The sequence below is a fragment of the Bacillus sp. sid0103 genome (assembly GCF_019219025.1).
Map to the genome: position 1 here is coordinate 1 of NZ_JAHUWN010000012.1, position 22,653 is coordinate 22,653.

General features: G+C 36.2%; 21 protein-coding genes and 1 pseudogene. 15 read left to right on the plus strand and 7 right to left on the minus strand.

Annotation, left to right across the window (positions count from 1 at the left end):
• Positions 1-357: 357 nt before the first annotated feature.
• The 3 genes from azlC to KW850_RS14390 all read left to right on the plus strand — a co-directional run bounded on the left by azlC (position 358) and on the right by KW850_RS14390 (position 1,890).
• The gene (gene azlC, locus KW850_RS14380; protein WP_218348273.1) at positions 358-1,074 is read left to right on the plus strand and encodes an azaleucine resistance protein AzlC; all 717 of its coding nucleotides are present in this window, start codon (positions 358-360) and stop codon (positions 1,072-1,074) included.
• On the plus strand, positions 1,071-1,403 hold the full coding sequence (locus KW850_RS14385; RefSeq protein ID WP_218348274.1) for a branched-chain amino acid transporter permease: 333 nt from the start codon (positions 1,071-1,073) through the stop codon (positions 1,401-1,403). The genes azlC and KW850_RS14385 overlap by 4 nt, the downstream gene beginning before the upstream one ends.
• Before the next feature lie 136 nt (positions 1,404-1,539).
• Positions 1,540-1,890 (plus strand): PaaI family thioesterase, encoded by a 351-nt coding sequence (locus tag KW850_RS14390; protein ID WP_308128809.1) that lies wholly within the window; start codon positions 1,540-1,542, stop codon positions 1,888-1,890.
• Positions 1,891-1,993: 103 nt separating this feature from the next.
• Here KW850_RS14390 and KW850_RS33370 read toward each other — a convergent pair.
• Positions 1,994-2,206: pseudogene (locus tag KW850_RS33370) on the minus strand (AraC family transcriptional regulator); the annotation flags it as partial.
• A 36-nt stretch (positions 2,207-2,242) separates the two neighbouring features.
• Positions 2,243-2,884 (minus strand): glycosyltransferase, encoded by a 642-nt coding sequence (locus KW850_RS14400; protein ID WP_218348275.1) that lies wholly within the window; start codon positions 2,882-2,884, stop codon positions 2,243-2,245.
• Positions 2,885-3,243: 359 nt separating this feature from the next.
• Between KW850_RS14400 and KW850_RS14405 the strand changes: the two genes are divergently transcribed.
• Positions 3,244-3,543 carry a hypothetical protein gene (locus KW850_RS14405; protein ID WP_218348276.1) on the plus strand — a complete coding sequence of 100 codons (300 nt, stop codon included), beginning with the start codon at positions 3,244-3,246 and terminating at the stop codon, positions 3,541-3,543.
• Positions 3,544-3,818: 275 nt separating this feature from the next.
• Positions 3,819-4,748, plus strand: coding sequence for a bifunctional helix-turn-helix transcriptional regulator/GNAT family N-acetyltransferase (locus tag KW850_RS14410; RefSeq protein WP_218348277.1), 930 nt, complete (start codon positions 3,819-3,821; stop codon positions 4,746-4,748).
• Between the two features lie 199 nt (positions 4,749-4,947).
• Here KW850_RS14410 and KW850_RS14415 read toward each other — a convergent pair whose 3' ends face one another.
• Positions 4,948-5,448 carry an HAD family hydrolase gene (locus KW850_RS14415; RefSeq protein ID WP_218348278.1) on the minus strand — a complete coding sequence of 167 codons (501 nt, stop codon included), beginning with the start codon at positions 5,446-5,448 and terminating at the stop codon, positions 4,948-4,950.
• Between the two features lie 492 nt (positions 5,449-5,940).
• Positions 5,941-6,171, minus strand: a complete 231-nt coding sequence (gene acpP, locus KW850_RS14420; protein ID WP_218348279.1) for an acyl carrier protein — start codon at positions 6,169-6,171, stop codon at positions 5,941-5,943.
• A 191-nt stretch (positions 6,172-6,362) separates the two neighbouring features.
• Between acpP and KW850_RS14425 the strand changes: the two genes are divergently transcribed.
• Entirely contained in the window at positions 6,363-6,752 is a 390-nt protein-coding gene (locus KW850_RS14425) for a cupredoxin domain-containing protein (RefSeq protein ID WP_218348280.1), read from the plus strand.
• Between the two features lie 294 nt (positions 6,753-7,046).
• Here KW850_RS14425 and KW850_RS14430 read toward each other — a convergent pair whose 3' ends face one another.
• Entirely contained in the window at positions 7,047-8,477 is a 1,431-nt protein-coding gene (locus tag KW850_RS14430) for a PQQ-dependent sugar dehydrogenase (protein ID WP_218348281.1), read from the minus strand.
• 277 nt (positions 8,478-8,754) lie between these two features.
• On the opposite strand from KW850_RS14430, the gene pssA reads away from it, so the two are divergent.
• Both pssA and KW850_RS14440 read left to right on the plus strand, forming a co-directional pair.
• Positions 8,755-9,246, plus strand: coding sequence for a CDP-diacylglycerol--serine O-phosphatidyltransferase (pssA, locus tag KW850_RS14435; RefSeq protein WP_218348282.1), 492 nt, complete (start codon positions 8,755-8,757; stop codon positions 9,244-9,246).
• Between the two features lie 206 nt (positions 9,247-9,452).
• Positions 9,453-10,754 (plus strand): VTT domain-containing protein, encoded by a 1,302-nt coding sequence (locus tag KW850_RS14440; RefSeq protein ID WP_218348283.1) that lies wholly within the window; start codon positions 9,453-9,455, stop codon positions 10,752-10,754.
• A 251-nt stretch (positions 10,755-11,005) separates the two neighbouring features.
• On the opposite strand, the gene KW850_RS14445 is transcribed toward KW850_RS14440, so the two are convergent.
• Positions 11,006-12,703, minus strand: a complete 1,698-nt coding sequence (locus tag KW850_RS14445) for a hypothetical protein (RefSeq protein WP_218348284.1) — start codon at positions 12,701-12,703, stop codon at positions 11,006-11,008.
• Between the two features lie 267 nt (positions 12,704-12,970).
• On the opposite strand from KW850_RS14445, the gene KW850_RS14450 reads away from it, so the two are divergent.
• A complete protein-coding gene (locus KW850_RS14450; RefSeq protein WP_218348285.1) occupies positions 12,971-14,080 on the plus strand; it encodes a lactonase family protein in 1,110 nt (369 codons plus the stop codon).
• 259 nt (positions 14,081-14,339) lie between these two features.
• Here KW850_RS14450 and KW850_RS14455 read toward each other — a convergent pair whose 3' ends face one another.
• Positions 14,340-15,716, minus strand: coding sequence for an aminotransferase-like domain-containing protein (locus KW850_RS14455; protein ID WP_218348286.1), 1,377 nt, complete (start codon positions 15,714-15,716; stop codon positions 14,340-14,342).
• A 152-nt stretch (positions 15,717-15,868) separates the two neighbouring features.
• On the opposite strand from KW850_RS14455, the gene KW850_RS14460 reads away from it, so the two are divergent.
• The 6 genes from KW850_RS14460 to KW850_RS14485 all read left to right on the plus strand — a co-directional run bounded on the left by KW850_RS14460 (position 15,869) and on the right by KW850_RS14485 (position 22,329).
• On the plus strand, positions 15,869-16,771 hold the full coding sequence (locus tag KW850_RS14460; protein ID WP_218348287.1) for a DMT family transporter: 903 nt from the start codon (positions 15,869-15,871) through the stop codon (positions 16,769-16,771).
• A 265-nt stretch (positions 16,772-17,036) separates the two neighbouring features.
• Complete coding sequence (locus KW850_RS14465) at positions 17,037-18,155, plus strand: uracil-xanthine permease family protein (protein WP_374226332.1); 1,119 nt, start codon at positions 17,037-17,039, stop codon at positions 18,153-18,155.
• A 347-nt stretch (positions 18,156-18,502) separates the two neighbouring features.
• Entirely contained in the window at positions 18,503-19,000 is a 498-nt protein-coding gene (locus KW850_RS14470) for a YoqH family protein (RefSeq protein WP_218348289.1), read from the plus strand.
• A gap of 19 nt (positions 19,001-19,019) precedes the next feature.
• On the plus strand, positions 19,020-19,544 hold the full coding sequence (locus tag KW850_RS14475) for a UPF0158 family protein (RefSeq protein ID WP_308128802.1): 525 nt from the start codon (positions 19,020-19,022) through the stop codon (positions 19,542-19,544).
• Between the two features lie 281 nt (positions 19,545-19,825).
• Entirely contained in the window at positions 19,826-20,674 is an 849-nt protein-coding gene (locus KW850_RS14480) for a DUF2935 domain-containing protein (RefSeq protein ID WP_218348290.1), read from the plus strand.
• A 443-nt stretch (positions 20,675-21,117) separates the two neighbouring features.
• Positions 21,118-22,329, plus strand: coding sequence for a macrolide family glycosyltransferase (locus KW850_RS14485; RefSeq protein WP_218348291.1), 1,212 nt, complete (start codon positions 21,118-21,120; stop codon positions 22,327-22,329).
• Positions 22,330-22,653 lie beyond the last annotated feature (324 nt).

Consider the following 22,653-nt stretch of genomic DNA (forward strand, 5'->3'; position numbering starts at 1 on the left):
TATGAATTAAAAAGGTGAACGTAGAAGTGTTCGTTCTATTTAAGAATAAAAATGTCTACTAATACTCCCATTTGTAATAAAACGGGGGTATTTTATTTTATATAAAGATAATTGTAATCCATACAATCATATCATTTTTTGTATGGAATTCTTAATAAATTGTATGAATTAAAAAGGTGAACGTAGAAGTGTTCGTTCTATTTAAGAATAAAAATGTCTACTAATACTCCCATTTGTAATAAAACGGGGGTATTTTATTTTATATAAAGATAATTGTAATCCATACAATTATCTTGTTTTTTGTATGGATTTTCTGTGTTAAATTTAAATAAATTTTGCAATCAGGATGTGAATCAAATGAAAAAAAGAAGAAATCAAATATGGATTGCATTTCGTGCCGCTTTCCCATATACAGTCCCCATTTTTGCAGGATTTGTTTTCTTGGGAATCGCTTATGGAATCTTTATGAATTCTTTAGGTTTCAGTGCCATATACCCAATTCTAATGAGTTTAACCATATTTGCAGGATCAATGGAGTTTGTTGCAGCTAATTTATTGCTTGTCTCTTTTAATCCGATAAACGCTCTTTTTCTAACTTTAATGGTGAATGCACGGCACTTGTTTTATGGCATTTCCATGCTGGATAAGTACAGGGGAATCGGGAAGAAAAAGCTCTACATGATTTATGGGCTTTGCGATGAGTCTTTTTCTATCAATTGTACCGTCGAAATTCCGAAGAATATAGACAAGGGCTGGTTTATGTTCTTTGTAACATTGCTCAATCATTCCTATTGGGTCTTGGGAGCAGCAATTGGCGGCATTTTTGGATCTCTTGTTAAGTTCAACACAGAAGGACTCGATTTTGTTATGACCGCTCTCTTTGTAGTCATTTTCATTGAACAATGGATGAAAGAGAAGAAGCACCACAGTGCTATCGTGGGTCTTGGAATTTCGACTGTCTGTCTTATTATTTTTGGTGGAAACCATTTCATTATCCCAGCTATGTTTGCCATTTTGGGGATAATCACCCTACTAAGAAAGCCAATTGAGAAAGTTGAGGTTAGCGCCATATGACAATGAATGTAACGCAGCAGATTATTACGATTGCTATGGTTGTTTTAGGCACAATGCTAACAAGGTTTCTTCCATTTATTGTTTTCCCATCCGGTAAACCCACACCGAAATATATACAGTATCTCGGTAAAGTCCTGCCATCGGCGGTCATTGGTCTTTTGGTCGTTTACTGTTTTAAGGATGTGAATTTATTATCTGGAAGTCATGGTATTCCTGAATTTATTGCAGTGGCGGTGGTGGTTCTTCTGCACTTTTGGAAGAAAAACATGCTCCTCTCAATAGCAGTGGGAACAATTGTCTACATGATGTTGGTGCAATTGGTCTTTTAATCACATTCGAAACATTCAATATATTAAAGGGGTAGGTCACCGTGAAGAAGAAAATGGATGAGTATCAAATTTATGAAAAGCATTACGAGCAAATTTATGAACAAGTAAAAAACGACCCGTATGCGAAAGTCTTAGCATCCAATTAACAAAATTTGAGGCAGGTTTTGCAGAAGCAATTCTAGAAGTGCAGGACCATATGGTAAATGCGTATGGAACAGTTCATGGAGCAGTTATTTATGCTTTAGCAGACCACGCATTTTCTGTAGCCTGTAATGCATATGGAAAAACCTCAGTAGGACTCTCGACCACTATCCAGTTTATTGAAGCAGCAAAACCAGGAGACAGAATTGTTGCGCGTGCGACGGAATTAAGACGAAACTTTCGTACAGGATTCTATCGAATTGACATTTTTCACGAGCAAAATCTAATTGCAACCATGGAGGCAGTGTCATATCGTAAGGATCATTATTTTATTGAGCTTGATTAACAAGTTTGAGTATAGGGATACGATATTGTTCCAAAAGGAAACATCTTGTTTGGAACGATAAAACAAAAGAGAAAAGGCAAAACCATATGATGAGATTTACTAATATAAGGAGTATGTCTTTCGGAGTATCTAGCAAACGAGCTAATCTTGTTACCGCGTCTAGCAAAGATGGCTCTATTTTGCTGACATACATATCTCGTTTAGCATTTTCCTTCTTGTCAACTCCCATTTGGAATTCACGTAACACCTTTAATATTTCACTTGGTGTAAATTCAAGTTTGAGAGCCAGATAAGGAACTTCGGAAGAGCCTTCAGTAAAGACCCTCCAACAGAATGCTGGAGATTCTTAAAATTATTTTTTAAATTTATTCGGAAACTGCTTTACAACTCCCGACGAGATAGTATCTGCCATTAGGATTATATGTGTGACCCCTTCGTCAATTGAAACGATTCTGGCATTCCAATCTTTTGCTAAACTTGCAGAGACATCATTTGTCACTAATTTCAGATGCATATACAGCAAATTTTTTAGATCTTCATTTTTCAAATAGGGGTTGGCACCGCTAAGGAAAGCTACTATTTCATCAGCATTTCTATACCATTCTTTGTTTAGCTGATTCACCAAGGCTTTATTTCCGCTTTTAGCCGCAGCCACAATCTTTCCCGCAATAACAATATGCTGCTTAAGCAACTTCGTAAGTTTGTTCCCAGCTTTCACTCCGTATACTGGCTTTACAGCATTGCCAATTTCCTCCTGATTTTTCAGAAGCCTAGTCAGTACCTGTTTTTGATCCTCCGCTCCTGCTGTTGTAGCACTTGTAATATAATTACTTGTCCACAATACATGATCAATCCAAAGTCTCCTGAATTTATTTTCGAACTTTACCTCAGATTGACTAATGCAATGTACCTGCGGTTTAGCGTAGGTGCTTGTTACAGCCACCATGTTTAATGGAAATAACAAAATAAATCCCATTAACAATAATTTTTTCATAAATCCTTCTCCTTCCAAATTAAAAAGTGCTCTTTTTATTATTGATATATGGGATTATTTTATTCCTAAAAATGGTTCTACTTACCGTGTTGATCTGTAAAGGAGCAAACGATTGCCAGTTGAGATTTTTTCACTTGATACAAATGCAATAAGTACCATATCGGATAGCCTGCTGATGTGTTGGATGAATTGACAGGGATAACATAGAAAAGCATAAAATAAAAAGAGGGGATGGGAAGTAATATATAAACTGTCTTCTTTAGCATACGGGTACGATGTAAAGGTATAAACGGCGGCTCGAGCATATTTTTACTCTTCTAGGGAAAACGTATCAATACAAAAAGAATGGAGGTAATTAGGTGAATACCGATAATCCAATTGACAATTATCTATTTCCACTATCAGGAGGAAAGCTGGATTTACAGAACGGTGTGAAGTTAAATGAGGATACATATGAAGTGTATGTAAATGATAAGTTTGTAGGGCATAAAACATTAAAGAATGCTGGTGAAAAACTTTCAGATGTTGACGACTTTTTACGAATTCAAGGAATTCATAATTTTTCCTCTTCATTAGAAGGTGACCACTATATAATAATAACAAATGAAGACTCCGAAAATTTTAGCGATGCTTTATCCGTTTATTTTAATAATCGATAATTAACAAATTGATGGTCATAAAACCCAGCAATACCAAGGGGAATTTGATAATCATTTTAATTTTGGGATGATGACGATAATAGAAAATTAAAAAGAAAGGAATTGGATTGTTTGAGCGTAAATTTAGCATCAATGGGGCTGCTATCGCAGTCCCTTTTTTCTGTTCTACTAGAGAAGCAGTTAGTTAATTTAAACCAACATTTAGTTGACTAAATCAACTAAATGTTTTATGCTATTTGTAATGTTTAATATTCTGAATATTAAGGAGAATAAAGATGGAAGAAATTCAATATGTAGAAAAAATTCGGAAATTCAATCGGCATTATGCAAATGTTCTAGGTAAAATTGACCAAGAAATCTATAATAAACCTTTTCCTTTAACAGAAGCACGTGTTATAACTGAAATCAATTTTAGAAATGGTTGTACTGCAACGGAAGTGAGAGAAAATCTTGGAATAGACCGTGGACAAATGAGCAGAATCGTTCAAAAATTTGAGGAAGAAAAAATTATTTTTAAAAAGCAAGCATCAGACGATAAACGCCAATACTTACTTTACCTCACTGACTATGGTAAAGAAATTTTTAATGAGCTAGTTGAAAATGCGAATCGTGAAGTTGGAAAAATGATTCAAGAAATATCTAATCGTGATTTGACCAAGCTGATCAGTGCCATGGAAACCATAGAATCCATATTCACTAAAGAATATCCTTCTCAATCAGAGGTATCCATTCGAACATTTCAACCTGGAGATGTTGGTTTCGTAGCACACCTGCATGGAACGTTGTACGAAAATACTTATAAGTTTGGACCAATGTTTGAATATTACGTTATGAAGGGCTTAACTGAATTTATGATCAATACGGATGGAGGAGAACTGTGGATTGCTGAAGTAGATGGTAAAATGGCAGGTTCGATTGCGATTACTAAATCCAATGATAATGTTGCCCAATTAAGATGGTTTATTTTGGATGAAAATTATCATGGAATGGGTATTGGTAAGAAACTTATGGAGACGGCCATCGACTTCTGTAAAAAACAAAGATACAAACATGTTTTCCTATGGACGGTAAGTGTTTTAAGCACTGCTCGTTATCTATATCAAAAATATCATTTTAGATTAACAGAAGAAAAAGAAAATTATGAGTGGACTGGTTCGAAATTAGTAGAAGAACGATGGTACTTAGACTTATTCGATGAAAACTAAACTAAGAAATGGTAACAGGTGAAAAACATGGATTTTTGTTTTAGCGGAGAACCAACCCTTTTAAAGACATTGTGAAGGTGAGGAAATACACTTAAACTATCTTATTATAAAATATTGATGATAAAAAATGACAGGTATGAATCTAACGAAATAGATCACACCTGTCATTTTCATTACAAAAAGTTATATTAAAATTACCCTAAATCACATTTGATTCATATGATTTATGAAGATAACGTTCTATAAACTCAGCTAATCCATCATTTTCGTGGTGTTCTGTAACAAAATCAGCTGCTAATTTAACCTCTTCGCTAGCGTTCCCCATTGCCACACCCGTACCGACATGACGAAGCATCTCTATATCATTGGGTCCGTCTCCAATAGCAACGACTTCATTTGGACTAATTCGAAATTCGCGAAGTAAGCTTTTGATAGCAGACCATTTGGAAACATTAGGAGCAACCAGTTCAAATCCGTCATTCCAATTGATGATATCTGCTTCCTTTTTAAACAAAGCGGATAATTCATGACTTGGTGTACCTGTTCGAACACTTACTTCATAGTGTCGTCCAGTAGCTAGAAAAACCTTGACTCCCTGATTAATGAGCCTATAAATGGCTTCCATATTTCGACGGGAAATGTTGTTTGAGGCTTTTAGTAGTGTTCCATCCATATCAATAAATATTGCACGCACATTCATTTATACTGCCTCCTCATTCGTTGATAAACCAATCATATCATCTGAATATTAAAGACTTGTAAACTTAGTGTACAGTTTAAATAAAGTTTATGAGGAAGCAAGGGACGTTTCTATGAAAAATAAAAATATTATTCTATTAACGGGTGCTTGAATTCAAGAAGGGATGGCTGCATTGGCAGTCTTTTTTTTGAGCTAACGAGCATATCTATAAAATAAAGAAAAGAATTATTGATTTGAATGATGAGAACTTAACGAAGAACCAATAGAAACTATCATTTTTACGTGCTCTTCCATAAGAAGAGCTCTTTTATGTGTAATAAAAATAGGGGATATTTTTATGGAGAAAAATGAACAAATAAATCTTATTAACGGATTTAATGAAGGAGGGGATTCTGCGCATTTTTGTAATATGCAGTTAGCGGATACCTTCTGAGATACGTTCACCCGCGTTCAAGTGTCCGCCTGAGTTGGGCTATCCGCTTTCCTTATTTGTTAACGAAGGTTTTCAATATAGTTTACGACATCACCGACAGTTTGAAGCCTCGCTGCAACTTTCTCACTAATTTCGATCGCGAATTCATCTTCAATTTCCATCGTCAGGTTCACCATATCAAGTGAATCAGCTTCGAAGTCATCTTTAAATGATGCTTCCGGTTTGATATTCTCCATTTTGACACCCAGTTGGTCTGCAATAATAGGCTTTAACTTTTCAAATATGTTCATTGTGACATCCTCCTAAGTATTTCATAATCACCATTATAACAACCTATTTCGGAACATAAAACATAAAAGAATTGCCAATATACGGTGAACATTTGACCAAATGGAAGTCGGTACCACTCTAAATTAATGAATGAAGTGATAATATTTTATGAATTAGAGAAAAATAGTGGTTAGGAAAGGAGGGATTGCGAATGTCTTTGAAAAAGTGGTTAACAGGATTGGTCGTTATGCTTGCCATGATTGTGGTTGTGACAACTCTAGGCTCACTAGGCGCATTTGCCGAATCCAGTGTCGGAACTCAGCCTATGGAGACGGTGAAAGCGATTGAGGTCGAGTTGAACGATGATTACTTTAATCCGAAAGTCATCACTATTCTCAATGGAAAAACGACACCGTTGATATTGAAAAACAAAGGTAAGAAGGAACACACCTTCACCGTGGAAAAGCTCGGAATTGACGCCGAAGTCCAGCCAGGAAAAGAAACAACCATTACCGTGGAACCGAAAAAGCCCGATACATATGAACTGCTATGTCGGTACCATTTCAGTAAAGGAATGGTTGGAAAAGTAATAGTCAAATAACAAGCAGGGCCAATCGGGCCTTGCTTTTTAAATAGGCGACGGTAGCTTGCTTAATATTAAAACCCCGACATCATTGTAACAGCTAACATTCCTCCACAAAGGATTGTTCCTTTAAGAAGTGAAATGCTCACTTTTTGTTAAAGTAAAGCGGTAGGTTTGTACAATTACATTTCTAATTGAAACTTATTTAATGTAAGTATGGGAGCTATGGAAAAAGCTTTTGATGATAAAAAATGGGGAGAACGAAACAAAAAGATATTTATCTGTTATTAAGTCGAATTTTATAGATGTGAATTATGGAACAATTTCAAAAACAGTGCCTTGATTAAAATCAGTCACTTTCATAGAGCCATAAACCCCTAAATATATTCTGGTTTGATCCAGATTCGTGCCCAAATTAACATAATAAGATGATTGAGACCCAAAATTATAATCGGTTTCAATCACACTAAAATCATTTAGTTTACCATCTGTTCTTACCCTGGTATAAGCTAAACCCCCTCTAACCGGAGGCCGAGATTCTTCAACACGGGCAAGGTCGGTAAACACAACACTTCCCGTTAAATCGGGGATTCCATTTCCCATATATGGCTGGACTCCTGTAAGTGCAGTTCCTCCAAACTTATCGGGTCGGGGATCTTTATGAAAATAACTTGTTAAAGGCTGAAGACGCCTCACTGAAGTTTTTATTGCTTCATTGTAATAAGCAATTGTTTTCTCATCCAAAGTCGGATTTTGAGAGCAGCCCCTTATAGTCGAAGTAGGAAAAGCACCTTCCCACCCTCGCCAGCCAAAGTTAATAAATTCTTCTTGGTCAGGTTCAGATTTCAATAAAGAAGCTTGAATAAGCTGAGTAACCGGTATTGGTTTATAATGAACGAATGAAAAAATCGACTCAACCAAATCCTGTCCGACATTTCCCACATATTTGACATACTGATTATAAAACTTTTGAAATGAAATGCCTGGTATATTGCGAACCCCTTTGGCAATTACCGTAAGCGTTTCTTGAATAGGTGAGGGAAGTTCATTAAACCGTGTGACTACGGGTGGATTATCAATAAATGTATTCTTAACTACGTCCATTTCAATTATTTTACCGGCAATTTCCATATTATCCTGGCTTAAATTAAATGGATCATAGCCTGATCCACCGTCTCCGGTTGTTAAAACAAGTTTTCCGGTTTCAGGTGAAAAGTTTAAGCTATTGAAACCATTATGATTGAAAAATGGTCTTCTTAAGTTAAGTAATGTCCGTCGTTTTTGAGGTTGACCATTCGATTGTAAAATCCATTCTTCAACTGTATCAATATGATCATATTGAGTTTCTCTATTTATCCACTTTAGGTTTAAAGTTCTAGGATCACACGGGTTAGGTATAAAATGTTCAGAAAGAGCACCTGGACCTTGTGTTCCAGCTACTGAATAATGAAGATAAAAAAGACCGTTATAATAAAATTTGGGATGAAACGCTAGCCCAAGCAATCCCCGTTCATCATATCCTCGACCAGAAACACCTGGTTCAGAAGTACCTAACTTTATGATTCGCGGGCGAATATCTAAAAAAGTCCTTAAACTTGAGTTTCCTATGTAAAAGATCTCTCCTACCTGGGTTGCAATAAATAGTCTTTCAATTGAGTCACCCGGAAGTATAGCTGTTTTCAAAACTGTGGGTAAATTTATCTTACTTACAATGGGCCGTAAACTAACCTTAATTTTTTTCAAACTAACTTTACACTCCTTCTTATTGTTTTCTTTTATAAGAATATGATTAGGACTGTTCTATTAGTACCATATTAGGGCCGGAGAGTCTGACAACTATCCTGCTTACTTTAATAGAGGAAGAGATCGTCTATTGACGATCTTTTTTATGAGTAAACATATTTGTGCAGGGAGAACAAAATTTTTTTCATTGAATATCATGTCTTTTTAAGAATAGAGGAAGAATAAACAGAAAATGCTACTTAAGAGCAGATGATTTGTCATCGTCAGGGGGTCTACCTTGTTCAATCAGATAGTAAAAGCTGTACCCAATTTATTTACGATTGGAAATTTATTGTGCGGTGTTCTTTCAATTACTTTTAATATGAGTGGCTTTTTAGAAGTAGCCTCCATTTTTATTTTCTTTTCGGCTGTTTTAGATCTTCTTGACGGAAGGGTTGCGAGAAAATTAAAAGTGAACAGTGAATTTGGCGTAGAATTGGATTCCTTAGCTGATATTGTTAGTTTCGGAGTTGCTCCAGCACTTTTATTTCATTCGTTAGCAGCACCATCCATTTTAACTTCTTTGGCGTTTATCCTTTTCCCAACAATGGGGGCAATAAGATTAGCTAAGTTTAGTGTTAAACCAACCATTGGGTATTTTAAAGGATTACCTATTCCAGCTGCTGGATTGCCATTGGCTGGTATGGGATTCTTTTTATATAGCAATGCATGGATTACCTTAATCCTCGCTCTATTAATGGTAAGTCCAATTAAGGTTAAAAAACTTTAATTTTAATATCCATTGTAAAAAAGCTGGTAACCTTTTCAAAAAGGGATTAGCTTTTTTATTTTATCCATAACCTTTTTGTTCTCTTAAAACCAGATTAAGAATTCATTAATATGGAAAATGAATTCATTTATCGTGCTACATTGTATTTAGAACTAAATTTGAATTGACTTTAGTGTTTCTTTTTATAAATATTGGAGGCATATTTTATGTCACATTTAATCACTTTATTTGAACAGCACAGTTATCTGATTCTATTTACAGGAATCTTTCTAGAGCTTTTGGCCCTACCTATTTCAGGCGAATTTTTAATGAGCTACGCTGGCTATTTTGTATTTCAGGGTAAAATGAATTACACTTTGGCTCTCCTGACAGTCTTTATTTCGGGCGGTGCGGGAATTACTGCCACTTATTGGATAGGTAAGGCAGGAGGATATAAATTGATTGAAAAATACGGAAAGTATATTCACTTGGGACCAGAAAGATATAAAAAAACCGCCGATTGGTTTGAACAATCTGGCAGCAAACTGTTGGTCTTTGCTTATTTCATTCCAGGGATTAGGCATTTCACTGGTTATATTTCGGGTATTTCAAGAATGCCTTTTCGAAAATTCATTGTCCCTGCTTATACAGGTTCATTTTTATGGGGATTTTGTTTTATTACTCTAGGAAAAGTATTGGGACCTCGTTGGGAGGCCTTACATCAAGCTGCTAGTAAATATTTCATTATATTTATTATTGTTTTTGTCATATTGTTGGCAGGTTTTTTGGCCTATCGGTTTTTTAAGAATCAAATCAAGGACTTTTTTATTCGTTTCATACAACGATTGTTGAATCATCTAAAAACCATTAGAAAAATAGAGATCTTTCTTGTTTTTCTTACTTTAGTGTTAATCGGTATGGTGACCTTGATGCTAGGAATGGCTCAAGACTATTTATATGATGAGTTTAGTCAATTTAATGAAATAGTTGAATATATGGTTAAGATTGCAATTTATATGAGTTGGATGAAAGTATTTCTTGTATTCCAATCTCCGTATACCCTGTGTGCAATTATTGGGATAACCATCATCCGTATTTGGAGAAAAGGAAAGAACAGACTGCTTGAGTACCTTTTACTCATCGTTTCGATTTTAGGAGCGAGGCTGTTTCATGAATCTATCATCCAGATTTTTTCCTATCTTCAATCAATAGGGTTTGTAGGAAAATTTCATTCAGATAATTTTCCTGATATAAGCTCTACTTTAACAATCATAATTTATGGGACATGCTTATTTTTACTTGTCCGTCATCAAAAAACCACTATTACGCCATTATTGGGCATTTTATTTACTTTAGTCTTTTTAATAGGGTTAACCATAGCAAATGTTGCATCGACCGATTTACTTCCAAGTGATATTATGGGTGGTTATGTATATGGCTCTGTATGGATATTTTTTAACTTCTTGTTGTTTGAAATGCTACGGCTTGTTTTGGAAAAGCATAAAGTTGAGAATGATTATGGAATCTGAAAGACAATCGAGAAAAAATTTTTTTGGATTAAATTCAGTGATTTGTTAATAAAGAAGTGTTAGACGCTTCAATCAGAAGAAAGTGTGAACATTAATACTCGCACTAAATATTATTAAAACTCAAATGGCTTGGACAAAAACAAAATTTCATGAAGAATTAACTTATTTAATGAGTGGACACTATCAAGCGTTTTTGTTGACAGTGCCCTTTCATTTTCAACTACTCTGCGAACCACTATGCGTGAGAAACTTTAAAAACTTAATCTTCGTAAAATCTTTTCCAATGAGGTTAATGAGGATAATTGAACTGACTCATCATATTCATCTTCAATAGATGTTTTGAGCGAAGCTCCCTTAGGGCTAATAATGGTGTTATTGTTGTTATTTTCACTCTCATCGATTAATTTTGGAGGTAATGTTTGCGAAGTAGCAATAGGGCTACTAGTGGTGGTATTGTTGTTATTTTCACTCTCATCGTTTAATTTTGACGGTAATTCTTGCGAAGTAGCGATAGGGCTACTAGTGGTGGTATTGCTGTTATTTTCACTCTCATCGTTTAATTTTGACGGTAATTCTTGCGAAGTAGCGATAGGGCTACTAGTGGTGTTATTGTTGTTATTTTCACTCTCATCGTTTAATTTTGGCGATAATTCTTGCGAAGTAGTGATAGGGCTATTATTGTTGTTATTTTCACTCTCATCATTTAATTTTGGAGGTAATGTTTCCGAAGTAGCAATAGGGCTACTAGTGGTGTTATTGTTGTTATTTTCACTCTCCTCGATTAATTTTTGAGGTAATTCTTGCGAAGTAGCGATAGGGCTATTATTGTTGTTATTTTCATTCTCCTCGTTTAATTTTGGATTTAATGTTTGCGAAGTTCCAATAGGGCTACTAATGGTGATATTGTTGTTAATTTCATTCTCCTCGTTTAATTTTGGAGGTAATGTTTGCGAAGTTCCAATAGGGCTACTAGTGGTGTTATTGTTGTTATTTTCACTTTCATCGTTTAATTTTGGAGGTAATGTTTGCGAAGTTCCAATAGGGCTGCTAGTGGTGTTATTGCTGTTATTTTCACTCTCCTCGTTTAATTTTGGAGGTAATTCTTGCGAAGTAGCGATAGGGCTATTATTGTTGTTATTGGTGTTATTTTCACTCTCCTTGTTTAATTTTGGAGGTAATGTTTGCGAAGAAGCAATAGGGCTACTATTGGTGTTATTGGTGTTATTTTCACTCTCCTCGTTTAATTTTTGAGGTAATGTTTGCGAAGAAGCAATAGGGCTACTATAGGATATATTGTTGTTATTTTCACTCTCATCGTTTAATTTTGGAGGTAATGTTTGCGAAATAGCAATAGGGCTACTATAGGTGATATTGTTGTTATTTTCACTCTTATTGTTTGATTTTTGACGTGATTTTTGTGAAGTTCTCTTAGGGCTACTAGTGGTGTTATTTTTGTTGTTTTTGTTATTTTTACTCTTATCGTTTGATTTTTGACGTGACTCATGTTCTTTCGATTCAGCCTTTTCATTATTTACTCCATAACTAACATTTTTAATGTGGACCATGGCAATGCGAACGATTTCCGCATTTTTGACCAAAGAAACAAAATCATTTTTTACCTCACAGAGGACCCCCTCGACCGTCTCAGGACCGCCACGATTTATTTTCACCCAACAATATTCCAATGATTTAAGCAGGTGTTTGAAATTTTTAGCTTTTTTAAATTCGAAATCCTTCGGAACATCAACGTCGAATTTAAACTGCTTTTTCAGATTTTCTGTAAAACTTTTAATATTGTGAGTGTTGTAATAAACGACCCCATCATCTTCCGTGAGAACGGTGATAAAATCGTCACTTGCATCCAGTAACTTCCCAATTCTGGATTCTGGTCCACCTCGATTAACCTTGATTACTTTTTCTTGAAAATATTTCTTGAGGTATTCATTCATAAAAAATTATCCTCCTTAAATTATATAATTATATTTACACTGCATGTATATGTATCACGGGATGAAGTTGTCCTAATAAAACAGCCTGTTTACTTATAACTTAAGAGAAAAATAGGCTAGATTTTAAAGAATAGTTACACCAGCTCGGTTTAATAAAATTCAATTTTTTCTTTATATGTTTCTGAAGTCATTTTTCTTATATGGAAGTCATTACTTATTTAAGAGAGAAGAAACCATATAAAATTATAAAAGGAGGAGAGTCATAAAATGCAGATAAAGAACAATTATTTTCGTGCGCGTACGAGTATGGTGTACATGATGACCAATAATGAAGTAATGAATCAAATCATTTCCTTCTACGTGGACATGAATGGAATGCTTACCTTTGTAGGTGCCTACCCAACTTATGGAAGAGGTACTGGTACCAAGGAAGTTTCCACTGCAACAGCAAACGATGGAGTCGACCCCTTAGCGTCACAAGGCGCCCTAACTTTGTCCCGTGATGGACGTTTCCTACTTGCAGTCAACGCAGGCAGCCATAGTATCAGTAGTTTCATCATAACCGAAAACGGAGCACCTGTTATCGTGGATGTAAAGCCATCAGGAGGTGCTCAGCCCAATAGCGTAGATGTTTTTGGTAATCTTCTCTATGTCTCCAATGTAGGTCATGCCGCAAACAATTTTGCATCAAATATCACTGGTTTTCACATAGATGATAACGGAAGCCTTATTCCTATTCCCGGATCCACCCATTCTCTCAGCACTTTCAATGCTCAGCCGGCGCAGGTTCTCTTCACTCCGGATGGAAGTAAAATCGTTGTCTCCGAGCTTACATCAAACCATCTCAGTGTATTCCAAGTAAATAATAATGGTACGGTTACAGGACCAATCGTTAATGATTCTTTCGGTCAAGGACCATTGGGCGCTTATTTTCTTTCGTCTGGAATCCTCTTAGTTACAGAAGCAGTTTCAAATGCGCTGTCATCTTATTCATTGACCAACGACGGTATTCTTCATGTGATTAGCGGCTCTGTACCAAACGGATATAAGACTGCTTGTTGGGTTGTAACAACGAGAGATGAACGTTTTGCCTACATTACCAATACCTTAAGTGGCATCATCTCCACCTACCATATCGATCCCAATGGAGCACTGTCGGTGGTAAGGCATATAACCAGTACACCGCCAGGTACAGCACCAGGTCTTCCAATGGATGTCGGAGTAAGTAAGGATGGACGGCATTTTTACAACCTTAACGGAAATCAGGGTACAGTGTCAGTATTTAATATCCAGGATGATGGTAGTTTAGTAAGATTGCAGGTTGCTGCCTGGACTAACTTTCCTTACTTCGGCTCGCAAGGTTTAGCTGTTCTTTGATTCTATTGGGTTCAGCATACTGTGTGGAATAGAAAATACAGGAGTTGCTAAAAACAAGGCTGCCGGCAAACTGGCGGCTTTTGTTATGAGACAACATAATTGCCAGCAAGATTGTGAGGAAATGTACTTACAAACGGGTGCAATAGTTCAAGAAATGATTGCTCAAATTCTAAGTGACATAAACAACCGTTTTGAGCATATTCATAGCGTTGGAAATCCTCATAATCCTGATGCTACCCTCTATATAAACTCACCCATACTAAAAGAGTAAAAAGTTATTTGGAGTCATATGATTTTTTCTACTGTTAATTAAAGCAATACCATGAGCTAATCGCTCTACCCCTAGTTTAATTTGACTCTCGTTCACTTGAGAGATGCTTAATCGAAGGAGATTTTCCTTTTTATATTCTGGCAAAAACATTCTAGAGGCATCATCAACAAATATATGCTGCTCGTTTAGCATATGAACTACCTGTTTGGCTTTCACATTCTCGGGCAAAGTGATGGATAGATAGAATCCTGAAGTCGGTTTAGAAAAATGAGTATTAGCCGGTAGCAATAATTCACAGGCTTCTTGAAGGATTTGCATTTTAGTATGGTATACCTTTTTAATTTTTTTGAGATGGCTATTTAACATTCCACTTTTTAAATAGATTTCTAGTGCCCCTTGAGAAAGTGCTGAACTATTAAAATCCGAACAAAATTTATATCGTAAAAAATTGTTAATCATTAATGTAGGAAGAACGACAGTAGCAATCCTTAACCCTGGGAGGAAAATTTTCGAAAAGCTTTTAATATAAATCACTCTCCCCGAAGGATCATAAGAAAATAAAGGATCTGATTTTGCATTTGGGTCAAGGTCACCTAAAAAATCATCTTCCACTATATATACATCGTATTTTTCAGCTAACTCAACGATTTTTTTCTTTTCGCTATTCGAGTAACAATGTCCTAGAGGATTGTGAAATCTCGGGATAATATAGAAAAATTTTATATCATTATTTCGAAAAATGTATTCTAGCCGATCAAGATCAATCCCTTCCATCGATAACTCAATTCCGAAAGTAGTAGCTTGGTGCAGATTGATGGCCTCAATAAATCCGAAATAAGTAGGTTGTTCAATTAGAATATTGTTTTTTCCATTTGGAAATGGCATAGAAACTAATAAATTAAGGGCTTGCTGCGAGCCAGATACAACCACTACTCTTTCAGGTTGAGTGAACACTTGTAAATTCTGCAAATATTTCACTAACTGTACGCGTAATGAGTAAAGGCCTTGTTGATCAGAGTATGTAAAAAGCTCTTCTTTATATTGTTCAATTGCTTGATTCATACAATGTTGAAATTCAAGATAAGGCATAACTTTTTTATCTGGACCAGCAGATAAGAAATCAATCACGTCATTTTCATTCGTCGTCATTTGAAATTCATTCACAACAAAGTAGCCACTTTTAGGAACTGAATAAATTAAATGCTCTTTTTCTAGTTCTTCGTATGCTTTAATGACTGTATTTTTGCTACATGAAAAATGCTCAGATAGCTGACGAACAGAAGGGAGTTTACTCCCTGCAATAAGCGCCCCGTCTGCTAGCCGAAGCTTCATTTCTTCCATTATCTCGATATATTTTGAGCTCATTCATTTATCCTCCTTCAACTGTACTGGTACAGAAGGGCGAAAAAGTGGTTTATTTTTATTGTGTGTACCTATTATTATGTTAATTATATCAGAACTGTTTTTTAAGAAAAAAGAAAATGGTACAGATATAATACGAAGGTAGGTAGGATAAGATGCAGAGAGAAACCAGAGAGAAATTTGGATTATTGTTGGGATTAGTAGGTGTTATTTGTTTTAGCTTAACGCTCCCTTCTACAAGAATTGCAGTAGAGTATTTTGGGACCACGGTCGTCGGTTTAGGAAGAACAGTTCTTGCTGCTATTTTAGTAGCTGTGATATTTATTGTTCGAAAAGAAAAACTTCCTTCTCCTCGCCAATTCAAACATCTATTTATTGTTGCTGTTGGTGCAGTTTTAGGATTTCCACTCCTCACTTCTTGGGCAATGGAATCCTTGCCTGTTTCTCATGGAGCTGTGGAATTAGCCTTATTACCATTAGCAACAGCCGGATTTGCTATGTTTAGAGCTGGTGAAATCCCTTCTCTCAAATTCTGGCTTTCCAGTATAATCGGTTCTTTAGCTGTTATTGTGTATGCACTTCATCTTGGATTCGGTCAATTACAATTTGCCGATTTAGCTTTACTAGCAGCAGTGATTATACTTGGACTTAGTTACGCAGAAGGTGGGAGATTAGCGAAAGAATTAGGTAGCTGGCAAGTGATTGCTTGGGCGATTATGATCGGTGCTCCATTTTTCATTATTCCAGTTGGGCTAAACCTTACAACTGAAATGCTCCATGCTCCATTACAAGCATGGGTTAGTTTTATTTATCTCGCAGTGGTTAGTCAATTTCTAGCATATGTTGCTTGGTATAGCGGAATGGCTATGGGCGGAATAGCAAGAGTTAGTCAGATTCAATACTTACAACCATTTTTGATGATTCTATTTTCAACAGTTTTTCTCGATGAATCCATCACATTTTTCACTCTTGTAATAGCAGTGTTTGTTGTCTATTCTGTTATATTAGGCAAAAATGCTCCCGTATCAAAAAAAGGATCACTATCAGAGAAAAACTAACTATTATTTATATTTCCTTATAATATTAAGCACGAAATTTGACATATAATCATTCAAAACATTGATATGGATCGTGTAGGTCAGGAGTTGTATATTTCCATTATTGTAAAATCGAAATATACAAAAAATACATTTTTCAACCGAGTATTTATTCTAAAAATAAATAGAAGAAATATATGATAAATGAAGGAACTATTAAAGGGGGGAAACACGATTGAAAAAATTTTTAAGCGCAATTCCATTATCATTACAGCATTTGTTTGCAATGTTTGGTGCCACAGTTTTGGTGCCGGCACTAACTGGTCTTGATCCAGGAAGTGCACTTATTGCCAGTGGTTTAGGAACCTTGATTTTCCATCTTATTACACGCGGAAAGGTTCCTACGTATCTAGGTTCATCCTTTGCCTTTATTGCTCCGCTTGCGTTGTATGTGGGGAAGTTACATTCACCGGGTCAAGCCGTTGCAGGTCTTATCAGCGTTTCCATTGTTTATGCCATTGTATCTATAATCATTTCATTTGTCGGCTTTGAAAAAGTCCGCAAGGTAATTCCTGCAGTTGTCGTTGGTCCTGTTGTAAGTATTATCGGTCTTTCGCTGGCAACCACGGCGGTGACCAACATGGCTTCGACCCATTGGGATGTCGCTATCGTCAGCCTTCTTGCAGCGGTCATCGCAACGCTTGCAGGCACAAAGGTGATCCGCCTCTTGCCGCTTATAATCGGTCTTGCGGTAGGGTATGCTTATGCTTCGGTGCGTGGATTTGTTGATTTTCATACGATCGCCACTGCACCGACTTTTGCTCTTCCGCATGTCGTCATGCCGGAATTCACGTGGGTCGTGATCCTCGGAATGGCGCCAATTGCCCTGGTTACCATCATCGAAGACCTTGGACATATGTTTGTACTAAATGAGATTACAGGAAAAGATGTGACAAAGAATCCTGGATTTTCAAGCATCCTATGGGGGAATGGCATTGCAACATTAATCTCCGGCTTCATCGGAGGACCTGCACAAACAACTTACGCGGAAAACCTCGGGGTTCTAGCCATCACACGCCAGTTTTCCAGTAGGATCGTTCAAGGCGCTGCTGTTCTTGCGATTCTTCTTGGCTTGTTCGGTAAAGTTGGAGCTGTTATCCAATCCATTCCAGTTGCAGTGATGGGAGGCATATGTATCCTGTTATTTGGTATGATCGCTGCCATGGGGATCCGTCACCTCATTGAGGAAAAAGTGAGTCTGGCTAATATGAAAAATTTGGTCATCGTCGCGATCATCTTCATCATCGGAATTGGATATGCTCATAATGGTATCGCCTACGCTACCATTGCTGGATTGCTCATCCATTGGCTCGTACCCGATTTTACGACAAAGAATGAACATTAAAATGAAAAAGCCATTCCAAACACTTGCAGCGGAATGGCTTTTTATATGTGCGTAAACAACTAGGTCAAAGGAAATGTTAACCTTTTTTTAATATTCTTAGAGAAGGATATCAATAAGAAACAAAATCCATGGAGTTAAAATAAATAAAGTTAATTTGAAAAAAAGTATTTCCGGAAAAGAAGGCCGTATCCAATGTAGACGGGAGAGCCAATAATATTGATTGGTGCTGTGCGGGAGACTTTTTCTTTGTTTACTATAGAGCAGGATATAAACCATGGATAAATGGGCGAATTTTGAGTGAAGGGATTGGTAATAATATCTTCAAATTTGGGGGTGGATTAATAAACATGTTAAAAATCTCATCGGCATTGCTAGTCTTATTCTTTACTCATATAGGAATAATTCATGCACAAACTTTAAAAGAAATATCCTATCCGTGTAGCGTGGTTCTTAAGCCGGTTAGGGATATTCCCAATGCACAAGGGACTGGTTTAATTACAAAAGTTAAAAAGCCATATACGCCTGGTCCAACAAGTCCGATTAGAGAAAGGAAGAGTGTAGGTATTTATGCGGATTGGTTACCTTTACCTTCATCCTTTGGAGACTATGACCAATATGAGGGGTTTGCACGGATCATAGGGGAAATCAGCTGGCGATTTAAGATGTATTCAGTTAAGGAGGACGCTCCGAGCTGGTTTGGTGGAACTCCTTGGGTAGGTAAAATCGAAGAGATATCTGCTTCGCTTCCTGTTAATACACGAGTGGAATTACGTCTTTCAAATTCAAAAACAAACAAGTTAGGACCTGTTATTTTGCAAAACACCCTACATCAATGCCATAAATAAAGTGGAGTGCTTAAATTTTGTGCTGCATGGATGGCTAAGGGGCATTAGTAAAAAAATAATAAAGGGTGATTTAATAATGAATATACAAGTCAAACTGAAGGATATAATTGAGGAAATGGAAATACAGTTCGAAGAGTCACGTTCCTTACTTAATATTAAAACAGGTGAAATAGTGTTAGTTAATTCGGAGGACTTGAGAGCTGTTGAAGAAGAAAAACCATTTGATCATTTACCTGAATGGGAACGAGAAAATAGAATTATTGCAATTGATGTCGTTGAAAACTTTGAAAATTACATAGAGTTACCTACTAAATATGAAGTGAATGAATATGAAATAATGGAAAACTATTGCCTAACAGTAAGTGATCAACGTAAGCAGGAATCCTTATTAAGAGCAATTAAAGGAAAGGGTGCATTTAGAAGATTTAAGGACAAAATAATAGACTTTGATATGGAAGATCAATGGTATTCATACCGTGACGAGCGTTTTATACAAATTGCGATTGAATGGTGTAAGGAAAATAAAATAAACTTTATTGAATAGAAATGACAGGGGGCGATTACTAAACTAAAGAGTAATCGCCTTTTCTCCTTATTAAAGTAAGGTGCAGTTAAAGAAGAGAAATATATTAGTAAACCTGGCATCATTGAGGTTCAAAGAATAGCCTAAAGTGAAAGAACAATGCTGCCAAGAACTGTCGGCTTTTCTTATTGAAGGAACGAAGCAGTTTAGTCTCATAGGCATAATGTAGGGAAATTAGGTATATTTTAATCACCTTGTAAATAAGAATAGACCAAATGGAGTTTATTCCGGGGGGTAATCTAATGAATGGTGATGATACCGTTTTGCATGCTGATACAGGTGTTACATCAGTTATGTTTGTTGAGCGTTCATTAAATGAAATACGTTTTTGGGCTAGGATCATGAAAGAGCATTCTTTATTTCTTCGATTAGGATTTAGAGCAGAGGATACTCAACTAATTCAAGAGGCTAACCAATTTTATCGATTATTTGAACACATCGAACAAACTGCACATTCCTTTAATAATCAGACTGACCCCGAACAAATAAGAAGATTTAATTCAGAGGTACAACAAGCTGCAACTAATATTTTCGTATTTAAACGGAAAGTATTAGGACTAATTCTCACATGCAAATTGCCGGGGGCAAATAATTTCCCACTATTAGTTGACCATACAAGTAGGGAAGCTAATTATTTTAGAAAACGATTAATTGAATTAAATGAAGGAAAATTACAATCGCTTCCAGATGCCATTATTAAAGAAAATGTCTTCTTCTTAAGGATTATGGCAGACCATGCCAAATTTATTGGACATCTACTGGATCCGTCCGAAAGGAAGCTAGTTGATGTAGCACGGAATTTCAGCAATGATTTTGATCAATTGCTGTATCAAGCAAAGGACTTAGAATCTATGAAGCCACAATCTCAGACAGTTCCTCTTTTAGATCAATTCCTTGATCAAAATCGGGTGTCGGTATCATCTCTTAGGGACTTCAAGAAAACAGCCCGTGATTTAATTGAGCAATGTAAAATAAAGAGCATTATTCATCCTCTGTTAGCTGACCATGTTTTCCGTGAAGCTGATAGATTCCTAGAAATCATTGATATGTTTGACGCACATCTTACAGGAGGTAGCTCACAACCTGGATAATATTTTTTGAGGACGCATATAAAAAATTAGTTTAAATGCAGAATGTTGGAGATCCAGAGGTAACATCACTCATGATTAATACAATTATGCGTAACTAAATTACAATAAATTTAACGGGGATGTTAAAAGAAGGGGATTGCTGCGGCGATCCTTTTTTGTTATTCAGCTAGAGTGGCATCCTGTGGGAGGACGGGGCAGGGGAGACCCCGCAGAAGCGCGGCGACGAAGAGCCTCCCCGGACTGCCCGCGAACCACCGCGCCTGGAGCGGAAATCAACAGGCAATTTTAACAGAGTCTAAAATATAAGGATAATTAAAAGTTTGAGCTTTTCAAATATTGTACTATGATAAATTTAATACCATTGTTTGAGTTGAGCAATCGTATGGTGTAGTGACCTTTACTCTTACACAATCTAGATAACATTTACCTAAGGAGTGTTTATTATGGCATGTGTTTTGTTTATTAATGGTGGATCAGAAGGACATATCAATCCAACTATTGGTGTTGTGCAGGAGCTTATATCGCGTGGGGAAGAGGTAGTGTACTTTACGATAGAAGCTTTTCGAGAGCGTATTGAGAAGACGGGAGCTACTGTACGAACATTTGACGGTGAAAAATTTATAAAAGCTTTTATCTCAGGTGGAAGAAATCATTTACTCGAAAGAATCAACGGTCTTTTGCATACGGCAGATATCATGATACCTAGTGTTCTGAAGCAAATCGAAGGAGAACATTTTGATTATATCATCCACGATTCCATGTTTGGTTGTGGACGTTTACTTGCACAAATACTTAAACTTCCGGCAATTAATTCTTGTACTTCATTTGCGCAGACAAAAGCTTCATTTGATAAAATGTTGGAACATCTTTCACAAAATGTCCCAACAGAAATTGTTAAAACGATAAATGATGATTTTCAAAACCTGACTACAAAGATTAAAGAAAAATATGATGTGGAAATCCGTTCTCCTTATGAAGTTTTTTGTAACCCTGCACCACTTACAATCATTTATACAACTAGGGAGTTTCAACCCTTTGGAGAAACGTTTGACCAAACTTACAAATTTGTAGGTCCATCCATCTCTTTACGACCAACGCAAGAAAACTTCGACCTAACTGCAATCAAGGGGAAAGGACTGATTTACATTTCACTGGGTACTGTCTTTAACCAAGCAATTGATTTCTATAAGCTTTGTTTTAAGGCATTTTGGAATACTGATCATGCCGTTGTCATGTCTATTGGGGAAAAAGTTCAAATATCTGATTTGGGGGAGATTCCAAAAAACTTCATTGTTAAGAATTACGTTCCACAAACTGAGGTGCTGAAACACACTAAATTATTTATCACACATGGTGGAATGAACAGTACCAATGAAGGTCTCTATTACGGGGTACCGCTAATTGTAATCCCACAAAGCGCGGATCAGCCGATAATTGCCGGGCAAGTTACCAATATTGGAGCCGGTATTAAATTACAAATGCAAAACTTGACTGCAAATCAACTACGTGAGGCCGTAGATCATGTGTTAAACCACCCATCTTTCCATAAAGCTGTTGCAAATATTAGGGAATCCTTTCAAAAATCGGGTGGGTATCAACAAGCTGTTAATGAGATTTTCGGATTTAAAAGTGAATATCTAAATTTAAATATGTAACAACTGCCTTCATTGTTGACTTTTTCTTAGTGGATACAGCATCTTCTTTTTTAATTGCATTAATGGAACAATAGTCAGATTGCAAAGTACTTAAAGTAACGGGTATAAGAGTTGAAGACCCAGCTGTTAAACCATTACAGAAACTAATGGGAGCGAATTTTCAGAACCAGTTGTTATTACGTTTTAGTTTTGATATAGCTTAAAACATACATATGTATTTTTACGGCTGGAATAAGATATTATTCTAATTGAAGATTCATAACTGGAATTTTTGTCAATGCTGGCAGACTTATAAAAGCAAATAGCCGTGTATATGTCAGATTT

Coding starts and splice junctions, on each gene's coding strand:
- azlC (WP_218348273.1), top strand. CDS start 358: ATGAAAAAAAGAAGAAATCAAATATGGATTGCATTTCGTGCCGCTTTC.
- KW850_RS14385 (WP_218348274.1), top strand. CDS start 1,071: ATGACAATGAATGTAACGCAGCAGATTATTACGATTGCTATGGTTGTT.
- KW850_RS14400 (WP_218348275.1), bottom strand. CDS start 2,884: ATGAAAAAATTATTGTTAATGGGATTTATTTTGTTATTTCCATTAAAC.
- KW850_RS14410 (WP_218348277.1), top strand. CDS start 3,819: ATGGAAGAAATTCAATATGTAGAAAAAATTCGGAAATTCAATCGGCAT.
- KW850_RS14415 (WP_218348278.1), bottom strand. CDS start 5,448: ATGAATGTGCGTGCAATATTTATTGATATGGATGGAACACTACTAAAA.
- acpP (WP_218348279.1), bottom strand. CDS start 6,171: ATGAACATATTTGAAAAGTTAAAGCCTATTATTGCAGACCAACTGGGT.
- KW850_RS14425 (WP_218348280.1), top strand. CDS start 6,363: ATGTCTTTGAAAAAGTGGTTAACAGGATTGGTCGTTATGCTTGCCATG.
- KW850_RS14440 (WP_218348283.1), top strand. CDS start 9,453: ATGTCACATTTAATCACTTTATTTGAACAGCACAGTTATCTGATTCTA.
- KW850_RS14445 (WP_218348284.1), bottom strand. CDS start 12,703: ATGAATGAATACCTCAAGAAATATTTTCAAGAAAAAGTAATCAAGGTT.
- KW850_RS14450 (WP_218348285.1), top strand. CDS start 12,971: ATGCAGATAAAGAACAATTATTTTCGTGCGCGTACGAGTATGGTGTAC.
- KW850_RS14455 (WP_218348286.1), bottom strand. CDS start 15,716: ATGAGCTCAAAATATATCGAGATAATGGAAGAAATGAAGCTTCGGCTA.
- KW850_RS14460 (WP_218348287.1), top strand. CDS start 15,869: ATGCAGAGAGAAACCAGAGAGAAATTTGGATTATTGTTGGGATTAGTA.
- KW850_RS14465 (WP_374226332.1), top strand. CDS start 17,037: ATGTTTGGTGCCACAGTTTTGGTGCCGGCACTAACTGGTCTTGATCCA.
- KW850_RS14470 (WP_218348289.1), top strand. CDS start 18,503: ATGTTAAAAATCTCATCGGCATTGCTAGTCTTATTCTTTACTCATATA.
- KW850_RS14480 (WP_218348290.1), top strand. CDS start 19,826: ATGAATGGTGATGATACCGTTTTGCATGCTGATACAGGTGTTACATCA.
- KW850_RS14485 (WP_218348291.1), top strand. CDS start 21,118: ATGGCATGTGTTTTGTTTATTAATGGTGGATCAGAAGGACATATCAAT.